The sequence below is a fragment of the Gimesia sp. genome, from assembly GCF_048260065.1.
In the GTDB taxonomy this organism is placed as follows: Bacteria; Planctomycetota; Planctomycetia; order Planctomycetales; family Planctomycetaceae; genus Gimesia.
The window spans coordinates 1-12,524 of sequence record NZ_JBLXHC010000029.1 but is presented as its reverse complement, the minus strand read 5'-3'; the positions used below and the strand labels follow the sequence as shown (position 1 = coordinate 12,524).

Annotated in this window: 7 protein-coding genes and 1 tRNA gene; 3 read left to right on the top strand and 5 right to left on the bottom strand. The window is 52.1% G+C overall.

The window, feature by feature from the left end; translation table 11 throughout:
• Positions 1-6: 6 nt before the first annotated feature.
• The 4 genes from ACN0YN_RS29560 to ACN0YN_RS29545 form a co-directional block, all read right to left on the bottom strand.
• Positions 7-78 (bottom strand) — tRNA-Phe (locus ACN0YN_RS29560).
• A 374-nt stretch (positions 79-452) separates the two neighbouring features.
• A complete protein-coding gene (locus ACN0YN_RS29555; protein ID WP_417388488.1) occupies positions 453-1,148 on the bottom strand; it encodes a GntR family transcriptional regulator in 696 nt (231 codons plus the stop codon).
• Between the two features lie 150 nt (positions 1,149-1,298).
• The gene (locus ACN0YN_RS29550) at positions 1,299-2,690 is read right to left on the bottom strand and encodes a DUF1501 domain-containing protein (RefSeq protein WP_417388487.1); all 1,392 of its coding nucleotides are present in this window, start codon (positions 2,688-2,690) and stop codon (positions 1,299-1,301) included.
• Between the two features lie 57 nt (positions 2,691-2,747).
• Positions 2,748-5,975 carry a DUF1553 domain-containing protein gene (locus ACN0YN_RS29545; RefSeq protein ID WP_417388486.1) on the bottom strand — a complete coding sequence of 1,076 codons (3,228 nt, stop codon included), beginning with the start codon at positions 5,973-5,975 and terminating at the stop codon, positions 2,748-2,750.
• A 344-nt stretch (positions 5,976-6,319) separates the two neighbouring features.
• Here ACN0YN_RS29545 and ACN0YN_RS29540 point away from each other — a divergent pair, with 344 nt between their 5' ends.
• The gene (locus tag ACN0YN_RS29540) at positions 6,320-7,510 is read left to right on the top strand and encodes a sialidase family protein (protein ID WP_417388485.1); all 1,191 of its coding nucleotides are present in this window, start codon (positions 6,320-6,322) and stop codon (positions 7,508-7,510) included.
• A 132-nt stretch (positions 7,511-7,642) separates the two neighbouring features.
• On the opposite strand, the gene ACN0YN_RS29535 is transcribed toward ACN0YN_RS29540, so the two are convergent.
• Entirely contained in the window at positions 7,643-9,547 is a 1,905-nt protein-coding gene (locus ACN0YN_RS29535) for an MFS transporter (RefSeq protein WP_417388484.1), read from the bottom strand.
• Between the two features lie 638 nt (positions 9,548-10,185).
• Here ACN0YN_RS29535 and ACN0YN_RS29530 point away from each other — a divergent pair.
• Positions 10,186-11,154 carry a hypothetical protein gene (locus ACN0YN_RS29530; RefSeq protein ID WP_417388483.1) on the top strand — a complete coding sequence of 323 codons (969 nt, stop codon included), beginning with the start codon at positions 10,186-10,188 and terminating at the stop codon, positions 11,152-11,154.
• A gap of 47 nt (positions 11,155-11,201) precedes the next feature.
• A complete protein-coding gene (locus ACN0YN_RS29525) occupies positions 11,202-12,332 on the top strand; it encodes a zinc-dependent alcohol dehydrogenase family protein (RefSeq protein ID WP_417388482.1) in 1,131 nt (376 codons plus the stop codon).
• The last annotated feature ends 192 nt before the right edge of the window (positions 12,333-12,524 follow it).

The window sequence follows — 12,524 nt, the reverse complement described above, 5'->3', positions numbered from 1 at the left end:
TAAAAGTGGATCGGGAGGTGCTCGAATCCTCGTCTGCGGTTCTTCAGACCGCCGCTAAACCATCTCAGCTACCGATCCCTGTAAAAAAAGCCCGATGTCAGAGAACACCAGGCCGATATGACGATGCTTATGGAACGACCTGTTGCTACAACGGGAGCGTAAAATCTCCCTTGGACTCTTCACTTCTCAAATGAAGAGTTCCATCACTGCCGTTCTGTAAAGCCAGGTATCGCATTTTTAAATTCTATCCTCTGTTGTTCCTAACGCTCACTCTGATGCAGACGACTGCCAAGTGATTCATCTTAAAGACGTCATGACGCAAGAAAAGTTCGCGCGCGGGATAGCTTTTTTTGAGCATAGTCAAAATTCAAAAGAGCAGGCACATGACTCAGAGGAGCCCAGCAGAAATAATTCAACCGGAATTCTTCTGGCAATTCGAAACTCGATTCGAACTATTTATTGAGAATTCGATCCTGCATATGTTTCTCAACCACTTCGGCTGTCTTGCGAATATGCTGGTCCATCTCTGCAGCCGCGTTCTCACAATTCTGGGACTGCAGGGCAGCTATAATTGCGGTATGATCAGACAATGCGATTTCCTGTGCCTGGCTTTCATTATCTACGACTTCCCGAATCGCCTGCACCAGCGTATTATATCGCCGTAATTCGTCCTGCAGTCTCATGCTGCCACAATGCTCGGCAATCAGAGTATGCAGTCTGATGTCCAGCGACATCGCCTTCTGCGACCAGTTGACGTCGCGCGGCTCATCTTTAATCGCCTTGAACTCACTCGCCAGTACGGACAGCTGCTGCGGGTCAATCTGACCACAGGCATTGCGGACCGCTTCGACTTCGAGGATACGCCGCAGTTGATAAATCTCGCGAATCTGCGTGACGCCAAAGTCGCGCATCACTGCACCACGATTGGGAAGATTCTCGACTATCCCAATGGAAGCCAGTTCGACCAGCGCCTCACGTACGGGCGTGGCACTCACTCCGAACTGCTCTGCCAGATTCTGGATCACCATCCGGTGCCCGACAGGAAATTCGCCGCGGATCACTGCTGCCAGAATTCTCTGCACAACAACTTCGCGAATATTCCCTCGCGGTACGAGCGAAAAAGAACCGGGGAGATTGGATGTCGACATTTCGTTTCCTCAAACAGCCTTGTAAAGGCTTATCATAAATAGACTAACACTGCGTGTATATTATATATGATTCATTGAGGAGAGAAAAGGAGTCTCTGCAGAGAACTCAAAAGTGAAGAGAACTGAGACAACAATCAACCATAATCTGCATCAGGCAATGATGTTATGTACAACCTCGCCGGCGACATCCGTCAGTCGGAAATCCCGACCGGAATAGTGATAGGTCAACCGCTCGTGATTGATGCCCATCAGATGCAGGATCGTCGCGTGCAGATCGTGGACGTGAACCTTATCCTGCATCGCACGGAAACCGAATTCATCCGACTCGCCATGTACGGTTCCCCCTTTGATCCCACCACCGGCCAGCCACATGCAGAATCCGAACGGATTGTGATCCCGTCCGTTAATCCCGCCCTGCGCCGTTGGGGTACGGCCAAACTCGCCTCCCCAGACCACCAGTGTTTCGTCCAGCAGTCCACGCTGCTTCAGGTCGGTCAGCAGTTGTGCAATCGGCTGATCGATATCCTTACACAATCGCTCGTTGCTCTTATCATGATTACTGTGCGTATCCCAGGGCTGACGATTTCCATAGTAAACCTGCACAAACCGCACGCCGCGCTCACTTAATCGCCGTGACAATAAACAGGCCTTGGAAAATTCGCTTTTACCATAAGCTTCCTGAAGCTTCTCTGGCTCTTTAGAAATATCAAAGGCATCGGTCGCTGCGAACTGCATCCGGTAGGCCAGCTCCATTGATTTGATGCGTGTCTCCAGCTCATTGTCGCCGGCACGTTTCACCAGATGCTGCTGATTGATCGCCTGAACCAGATCCAGCTGCTTTTTCTGTTCGGCAGAAGTCATGACTTCGTTCTTCAGATACGGAATCATCTGCTCGGGAGTCAGATCTTTGTTGTTGATATGGGTCGCCTGGTGTTTACCGGGCAGGAAAGCGCTCCCCCACAGCTTGGGACCCACAACAGGTTTCCCCGGACATAACGCCAGGAAACCCGGCAGATTCTGATTCTCCGTTCCCAGTCCGTAAGTCAGCCACGAACCCAGGCTGGGTCGAGTGGGTGTCAGCGTTCCCAGATTCATCATACACAACGCCGGCGCATGATTGGGAAAGTCCGTATGCATCGAACGAATGATCGCCATATCGTCGATATGCTCTGCGGTTTTTGAAAAATACTCTGAGACCGGAATCCCGGATTTCCCCGCGTTAATGAATTTGACAGGGGAGGGAAGCAGGCCCATTGTTTTAGACGCAGTTCGAATATTGGCAGCAGCAGGACGCTGGCCTTCATACTTCTTCAACAACGGTTTCGGATCAAAAGTGTCCATCTGAGAGGGACCACCACTCATAAACAGAAAGATCACCCGCTTCGCTTTCGGTGCGAAATGAGGTTTCTGCTGTGGCGTTTTCTGAGCTGCTCCCTCGGCGGAAGCCAGCATGCCGGCCAGGCTCATCATGCCAAAACCGCTGCCGACCTTCTCCAGAATTTCGCGACGATTGAACAGGTCCTGTCCGTTTATATTCATCATGACTCAGATCTCGTTTTGTTTTTGGAAAAAGTGCTGACCAGACCAGGCGACTCGAGGTCAGTCAACATACATCATTTCATTACTGCAGAGTAACGCCAGGCAGTATCGCTGCCAGCTTGTCAATTGTTTCGGATCAATGTCCTGGCGTCCTTCGTAGACACCATTGTTTTTGTTCCCTGTGATATCCACGGCCTGGGACAGATTGGGATTATCAGTCCGCAATGGCCAGCAGGAAAGGGGATCCGAAGCCAGAACCGACGCGACATAATCTGCATGCACCAGTTGATCCTGCTTCAGCTTTGCAGCAGCAAAATGTTTCTGCACTTCGTCCGTGCTCAATGCACGATTGAAGACAGCGACTGCTCCCAGTTGCCCTTGGAAATTCGAGAAATTGTCATTGCGACCGGCGATGATCAACTCAGCGACACCATCAGCATATCCGGGATCTGCTTCCCCCTGTATTTCCGGCTTCGGGTTGCCATTCAGATAAACTGAGATCTGTTTTTGATTGCGAATCAGCACCACGTGATTCCACGTGCCCGGCTGGATGACAGAGTTTCCAAACAACGCGTCCCGTTTCAAATCGCCATTGTAAAAGAACAGTCGTCCGGCTTTGTTGGGACGATACTTCCCGGCGATCCCCAGATGATCGCCGGCTGCCTTCGCCGCCGCATCTTTACCCCGGGAGAAGAAGTAACCGGTAATAATTCGCTGCTCGTTGGGAATCTGATTCTTAACCCATAATTCGACGGAATAAGAATCGCCCAGTTCTTTCACGTCGGCTTTCATCCGTTTGCCGGCAAAAGTCGGAATCTGTTCGATCTTATGTTCTGATTCCCCCGTGGTATCGCTGTTTTCCAGGAACTTCAGGCCAATCTGCACTTCAGAAGGTGTCGGCTCCCGCGAGAACAATATCCGGTAAACATCGTTGACCCGTTTTTCAGAAGATTCTCCCTCCAGCCGAGAAGCCAGTTGCTGAGCCTGTTGCCTGACAAAAGGAGAGTTCAACACAAACAGCTGCTGCAGCGGTGTCGTTGTTTTGGATCGACGAGCCGCATGAATCGCCGGATCAGGAAAATCATAAGACTGCAGGAATGTACTGAGTTTATGCCGAGAGACGGTCGCATAAATTCCACGCCTCTGAAAGGCAGGATCATCAATATCACCGGAAGGCCCCGCCTGTCGCGCATCCAGATTGTTCCCCGCTGCCAGCAATGCATCACGATAAATTTCCGCTTCCAGCCGACGACGATTGAAATACGAGAGCAATCGGTTGTTCGGATCTTGCTTCATTTGCAATTCCGACAGTTCGACATTGGAGGACTGCTGATACGTCGCCGACAGCATGATCAATCGATGCAGTTTCTTCATCGACCAGCCTTCGTCCATAAACCAGACAGCGAGATCGTCCAGCAGTTCCGGATGACTGGGCAGGGAACCCGTTTTCCCAAAATTACTCGGCGTATCGACGAGTCCTTCACCAAAATGATGCTGCCAGATCCGATTCACCATCACGCGGGCAGTAAGTGGATTCTCCCGACTGGCGATTTTCTGAGCCAGTTCCAGCCGACCGCTGCCGTTATGGAACGGTTCGGGCTGACCGTCTGACAGTACCCGCACAAATCGACGGGGAACCAGTTCTCCCAGATTGGCCGCATTTCCGCGAATGAAGACATTCAGGTCGCGCGGCTTGGGATAATAGACGATCTTCATCTTATCTTCGGTGATCTCTTCCACTCGCACCTGTTCTTCGGTGAGAGCGTCTGCCAGAGGCAGCTCAAATCCCGGCGTTGATTTCTTGATCTCTTCGGCCTGTTCTTTATTGTCTTTGATCGTCTGGTTATGAGCTGCAATCAACGTTGTATTCTGTTTCAACTCTTCAGGGGGAATCGGAAACCGGACCGTCGTCTGCTTCTTGACATCTGGACGGGACGCGATCAGCGGGAACCCGGCATCACCGGCCTGTTTGATCAAATTTTTCAGCTCGGCATTTCGTTTCGTCAGTTCTTTCACTTTCGCCGCCAGATCGGTATTTGCTTTATTTAAAGCGTCCACTTTATCCCGGGCAGGTTGTGTCTTCGCGACTTCTTCCTCAGGAATAATCGGTCGTGTGGTCTGTCGTACGGAAGCAAATACTCCCGCAATCCCATAATAGTCTTCCACTGTTAACGGATCATATTTGTGATCGTGGCAGCGGGCACAGGCCATCGTCAGCCCCAGCAATCCTCGGCACAAACTGTCGACGCGGTCTTCCCAGTCATCCGCATAGCGGTTTTCCAAAGTCAGACGCGACAGAGCCACTTCCTTATGATAGGAAGGTCCCAGTCCCATGAACCCCAGGGCAGGGTAATCTTCGGGACCGGTTTCCGGCAGGAAGTCCGTTGCCAGTTGACGAACCACAAACTCATCGTAAGGCATATCTTCATTGAACGCCTTGACCACCCAGTCTCGATAGCGATAAGCATGTGGGTACGGTCCGTTGTGCGGCCCCATATTCGTATTGTCTTCCGCATACCGTGCGACATCCAGCCAGTGTCTGCCCCAGCGTTCCCCGTAATGCGGAGACTGCAGCAACTGATCGATCAGACGTGCATAAGCATCCGGAGATTCATCTTTCAGGAAGGCATCAACTTCAGCAGGAGTGGGTGGCAGCCCGATCAAATCAAAGTAGGCCCGTCGAATCAAAGTCTGCTTCGAAGCTCGCGGAGCAGGGGTAAAACCTTTCGCTTCCTGTGCCGCCAGGATGAAAGCATCAATCCTGTTTTGTGGCCAGGCTTTCTGTTTGACTTCAGGAGCCGGGTAATGTCGAGGCACCTGGAACGACCAGAATTCTCGAGCCTTGTCGAAATCGATCTCTGCCTTCGCTGTCTTTTTTGATGACTCAGTCCGCGGATCTGCGGCCCCCATCGCGATCCATTTTTCAAAGTCGGCGATAATCTCATCGGACAGCTTCCCTTTCGGAGGCATCTGGTAGCTGTCTTCACCGTACTTCATCGTTTCCAGAAGCAGACTCTCACCCGGTTTTCCCGGAACCAATGCAGTCCCCGAATCGCCGCCGTCCAGCAGTCCCTGTCGGGAATCGACCAGCAGACTCCCTTTCAGATTTTTCGAATCGGCCGAATGGCATTCGTAGCAATGCTGAATCAGAACAGGTCGGATCTTCTTCTCGAAGAAATCCAGCTGCTGTTGAGTTGCTTTCGAATCGGCAGCGGAGAGAGAGACAGCGGAGCAGAGGAACAGGCTCAAGCATACAATGACGGCTGTCACTTTTCGCAAAGTTTTCATAGTCATGTCTACGATGTTAGAGTCAGGTGGGAAAAAGCCGCGCAGGCTGGGGATGATTCAACTGTATCTCGTTAATTCACAATCAGATACATCAAGTCATATTGATATCGTATCGGGAATTCTGTCGAATAACAATATATTATTTAAAAAAGGCTCCGTAATCGGGAAAGATTCAAAGTTTTCCGTTGATTCAGGACATTTACCCTGAGAACCAGTATTGAACCCTCCTCAGCGTGACGTTAGTCTTAAAATACATGCTGATCAACAATACAACCAGCAGGACGGGCATTGTGATTCAGGTCGATTTACTCTGATTTCAAACACCTCTGACGTAAGGACTTGCCATGATTCCTCAAGTGTCCCTCCCCGCGAAACTGGCAATGTGTTACGCCCTGATCGTCAGCGGACTCCCCAACGGCCTGATCGCAGCTGATCCCCCGCAAGCAGCGCCCAAGGCACCCGGATTCAGCATCCCTTACATCGACCTCGATGCCCAGTCGCATCGCCAGACCGTCGTCGATCGCGAAGAAGGCCAGTACCTCGGTCATCCCACCACCGTTTTACTCGAAGACAATAAAACCATCCTCTGCGTCTATCCTAAAGGCCATGGGAAAGGAGGCATCGTTTACAAACGCTCCACCGATGCCGGAAAAACCTGGAGCGACCGTCTGCCCACTCCCGCATCTTGGGCAACCTCCCGTGAAGTCCCTACGCTGCATCGCGTCGTCGATGCCTCCGGTAAAAAACGAATTATCATGTTCTCCGGTCTGTATCCTGCCCGCATGGCGGTCTCCGAAGATGACGGCCAGACCTGGAGCGAACTCAAACCGATCGGCGACTGGGGCGGCATCGTCGTCATGGGCTGTGTCGAACCGCTCAAAACCGGCCCCGGTCATTATATGGCTCTGTTTCATGATGACGGTCGTTTCATCTCCAAAGATTCCAAACAGCAATCACCGGTTGTATTCACTCTATATAAAACTCTCTCTACAGATGGTGGCTTAACCTGGTCAAACCCGGAAGCCATTCACAAATCATCCGAATACCATATCTGCGAGCCCGGCATCATTCGCTCTCCCGATGGCAAACAGCTGGCCGTCCTCCTCCGCGAAAACAGTCGTCGTCACAATTCACAAATCATCTTCTCCAACGATGAAGGCAAAACCTGGACCGAACCCCGTGATCTGCCCGGCTCGTTGAATGGTGACCGACATACCGGCAAATACGATCCCGTCAGCGGTCGTCTGCTCATCTCCTTTCGCAGTAACACTCCCAAAGGCCACACTGCTCCCACCGAAGGAGACTGGGTCGCCTGGGTCGGAACCTACGATGATCTCGTCAACGGCAAAGAAGGGCAGTACCACGTCCGTCTCAAAGACAACACCAAAGGAGCCGACTGTGCCTATCCCGGCGTTGAAGTCCTTCCCGACGGCACTTTCATCATCACCACCTACGGCCACTGGGAAAAAGACAAAGCCCCCTACATCCTCAGCATCCAGCTCAAACTCGCCGAACTGGATGAACTCGCAAAATAACGAAACAACGTTTGCACTCAATTTCTCCCCCCATCATGGGTGGTCCCGAATGCAATTCGGGATTGTCGTAAGACAACAGGAAATAACTGTGTAAGCCTGCAATAAAGTAAAACCATCCTTCTCAATCACAGTCTAAGCCGTAGCCGGTATCGATTCCTCATCATCCACAACCAGAGTTTTCGAAGTATCCACACACAGCGATGCCACACCCGCGATCAGAAACGCAATCGCACACGTGATAAACGCCATGCTCCAGTTGTGTTCCTTGCCGATCACAGCGATCATCAACGAAGGTGCTACCGCCGCCCCCAGATTTCCCCACATATTCCCCCAGCCCAGCACCGAACCAACGTGTTTACCGGCGATATCCTGGTTAAACGCCCACATCGCAGGCGAACCGAAATCGGTTGAAAACGCCACAATCGAAAACATGATCACCGAAGTCCAGGGTGAGATATCCATCAGACAGACCAGGTACGCCGCCATTGCAGTAAATCGCGAGATCGCAATCGGCAGCACACGACTCCAGCGCAGACTGATATGCTTCATCAACCAGTCGGTGACTTTCCCTCCCGACAAAGTTCCAAACCAGCCCACCGCCAGAGCAAACGTGATCATCTTCCCGCGCTCTTCCAGCGGAACCTGATACGCCTCGTCCAGAAAACGAGGAAGCCAGGTCACCAGAAACAGCCAACCCACATTCGTGCAGAATTGCGACAGGGACAGCAGCCACAAACTCTGGTTTTTCATGATCGCCTTAAAGGGAATTCCGCCGATCTGCTTCGAATGATCTTTATCCGACTCCAGACGACCATGTTCAATCAGCTCCAGTTCCTGTTCTGAACAGGACGGATGGGCGCGGGGATAATCGCGAATCACCCACCAGAAAATCACGGCAACTGCGATGCCCACCAGACCGTAGGTCATCATCATCTTGCGCCAGCCTTTTCCCTGTACTTTGCGAACGTCGGCGGCGTACCGTGCTTCAAACAGCAATCGATTCAACCGGGATTTCTGCTCGACGTTCAACTCTCCCGGGCTCACTTCCAACAGCTGTTCCGCCTGCTTATTGAGCGTCAATCCTTCAAAGTCTGCCGGATTGTAAAGCTGCTGCTCCTGCAAAATCGAATTCAGATTCACCAGGAAAGAACTCTCTGCTTTCGTAAATGATTTCACCAGCGCTTTAGCTTCAACCGCAGCATCAGCGGCAGCAGCTGCCTCTGCCACTGCTAACTCCGCTGCAGCGGCAGCATTCTTAGCCTCGGTTTCAGCCAGAGCTTTTTTCTCACCACTGGCATTTGCAGCTATTGCGGCCGTATCTTCAGCTACTTTCCTGGCTGTAGTCGCAGCTTCAGCGGCAGCCTCCGCCTTAGCGGCTACAGCCTCCGCGTAGAGATAGTTTTTACTTTCCGGCGTCAGTCCCGCATAGATCTTCGTTTCAAACTCCTGTTTTTCCTCCACACGTTTCAGAAACGTCGTCGCCAGACCATGCGGATTCATAATATCCCCGGTCGTCAGATCCGAAGATTCCGTCAAAGGCACATACATGATAATCAGTAACGCGGTCAACACCGGCGCCAGTGCACCACCAATCCGCCCACCGACGGTGACCATACTGCTGGCAAAGCCGCGTTCCGTTAAAGGCATCCACTTGCTGACAATGTTGGCACTCGTCGGATAGGCACCGGCCTGACTCAATCCAAAACCCAGGCGAAAGATCAGCAGCGAGATGAAACCGGTTGCCAGCCCCGTCATCGCCGTAAACAGGGACCACATGAGAATGTAGATCGTCAACATTTTCCGGGAACCAAAGCGGTCACTGAACCATCCGGAGGGGACCTGGCATAATGCATAAGAAACAAAGAATGAACCGAGCAGAATGCCGATCTGCTCATCGCTCAAGCCCAGTTCATCTTTGATAAAGACCTCGGCGAAAGAAATACAGAATCGATCCAGGTACAACAGAACTGCCATCAGCATGCAGACAAAAATCACGCGATAACGAACATACGAATTGGTCGGTTCCACACTGGCCATTATTAATTCCGCTTTCATTCAGAGTCGGTGCGCATTATTCAGTGGCAGCAGTATAACAGTAGAAATTCCTGAAAACGAGCATCAAATCTGTTCCTCTCTACGAGTTTCTTAATGAAAACCACTGCACTTCACCTGAACTTGCTGTCGTCTCTTCAGCTTGACAGCCTGCTGCCCCTCGATAATTTATGCCTCAAGCGCGTCGCGCGCGTGGAGAATTTTTTAACAGGGTCTATCGTCATGAGAATTCAGCGGTTACCACAATCATGCCTTGAACCGAATCAATCACTCTCATTCCCGTTTGCTGCCTGGATTAAAGTATTTTTGTGCTGTAATAGTAGATTATATTCAATGTCACGAACCGCGTTAGTTCACTCTTTTCACGATCGTATAACCACAGCTATCGACACACCATCGCCATGCTGTCGACCCTCGTCGGCTCACTTTCGCCGGTCTATCGCCCCTGTATCAACTTGTATCAACCACTCCTTTTATCCACTTGCTCAAAACGGACCGATTTCGTTCACGGGCAAACAAAATGCACACCCTCAATTCAATCTGGTCAACAGAACAGATTTCGCTTACTATGCGGCGGCTCGATCTTACGAACGGTTTCAAAGTCGACAAAGAAAGGATTCACGATGCTCCCTCGCCTGCGAAATTCCATTCTGGCGATTCTACTCCTTGGCAGTGGCTTACCAGTTACTCAGGCTGCCGAGAACCAGCCCCTGACAACCGAAGTCATCAACCAAACCTGGAAAGCACGACGCGAGCGACTGCAGGCAATGCGGATCGAACTTTCACTGGATGTCACGCGCAGCAAACTTCCCTATATGAAGTCGGCTGCAGATGGCGTTGATGAAGTGCTACCGTTAACGGAAGAGGAAACGCTGCATTATCTGAATCAGACCGTCAATTTTAAAACACACTATTCACTAATCCTGGATAGTCCCCGCATCCGCTGTCGTCAATGGGGACGTGTCCCGACTCCCCAGTTAGAGCAAATGCAAGACCTTGACATGACTTGGTCAGTCGACGGAAATACCGCTGCCATTGCCTATAAATACGAAGGCATCCGCCACCTGACCATCTCTAAATCATCGGTACCTCCCATGCTGCCTCTTTTTGGTCTGAATCCACTTCGCTGGTCACTGTTGGCAGGCGATCCGGTTTATGGGTTCACACTTGATCAATACAAAGTCTGTCCGCAACTCGAGCAGGTGCAGGGCATCGCTTGCACTGTCCTGGAAAAATCCGAGGTGTATGGCGGTCTAAAACGCTTATGGGTCGCACCGACGGAACGGGAATGTGTCGTCATGAAATATACAGGTGAGCAATCCGACCAATATCACAGCCAGCATGATTTCTATTATGTCGATCTCCCGAACGAAGGTCCGAAACCGAAATTCTGGACCACAAAATCGTATCAACATAAATCGAATCAGGATATCCTTACTTTCGGTTGCCGCATCAATGTCGATACCTTAGATTCCCAGGCAACAGTCACCCCCGCCGACTTTCAACTGGAACTAACGAAGGGTACGCACGTGACAGATACCAGAAAACGAAATCCCCAGGGCGGGGAACTCATTTATGATGTGAAATTATGATGTGAAATAAGCAATTACCCATCCTCTTTCACCAGGGAACGCTCCCCATGTTGACTCGCGCCGCCGTCCTGTATGAAATGGAAAAACCGACTCCTTATGCTGAGTCAAAACCGCTGGTCATCGAACAGGTCTCACTCGCTGATCCCGGTCCGGGGGAAGTGCTCGTCGAGATGGCCGGCGCCGGCCTCTGTCACTCCGACCTCTCAACCATCGACGGTTCCCGTCCGCGTGTGATGCCGATGGTCATGGGGCACGAAGCCAGCGGCATCGTCCGTGAAGTCGGTCCCGGCGTCCACGACCTCCAGCCTGATGATCACGTCGTCTTCTCGTTCGTCCCCCTGTGTGGTCACTGCATTCCCTGTGCGACAGGGCGGCCCGCGTTGTGTGAACCCGGTGCCCGCGCCAACACGGCCGGCACCTTACTCTCCGGCCGTCGTCCGTTTCGCAATGCCTCCGATCTGGAAATCAATCACCACCTCGGCGTCTCCGCTTTTTCCGGACACACGGTCGTCGCCCAGGAATCGCTGATCAAAATCGATTCGCAACTCCCCCTCAGCACCGCCGCGCTGTTCGGTTGCGCGGTGATGACGGGCGTCGGCGCGGTCGTCAATACGGCAAAGATCGAACCGGGTTCCAGCGTCGCCGTCTTTGGCCTGGGCGGCGTCGGCTTAAGTACGGTGATGGGCGCCCGCGCCGCAGGGGCCGAAACCATCTTCGCCGTCGATCTGCTCCCCGCTAAACTCGAACGCGCCATCCAGGTCGGCGCGACGCACACGATTAACGCCAGTGAAGAAGACCCGGTCGAGTTGATCAAAGACCTCCAGAACGGCGTCGATTATACGTTCGAAAGTGTCGGCAACGAACGCGTGCTCCAACAGGCCTACGCCGCAACCAAACGGGGCGGCACCACCATCACCATCGGCCTGCCACATCCCGCCAGGATGTTTTCCGTCCCCGCCGTCAGCCTTGTCGCCGAAGAACGCACCATCAAAGGTTCCTACATGGGCTCCGCCGTCCCTCGCCGCGATTTACCCCGCTTCATCGCCATGTACCAGGCCGGCCTGCTCCCCGTCGACAAACTGCTGACCAGCACCATTCAACTGGACGAAATCAACACAGCCTTCGACGCCCTCGCCAACGGCACCGCCGTCCGACAGGTGATTACGTTTGAGAAGTAACCGACCGGTGATCTGCAATAACAACGGCTAACACCGGCGACTGATTTTTTACAGTCTTCTTCCAATAAGCATTCTAAGTTTTATTATGTCCAAGAGCACGAACAAGGCCTCCCTGATTAGCCGAAGGGCGTTAGCCTAATGGCACTTACTTTAAATTAAGTTGGTTACCCCTGCCGTTTGGTATGGGATTTG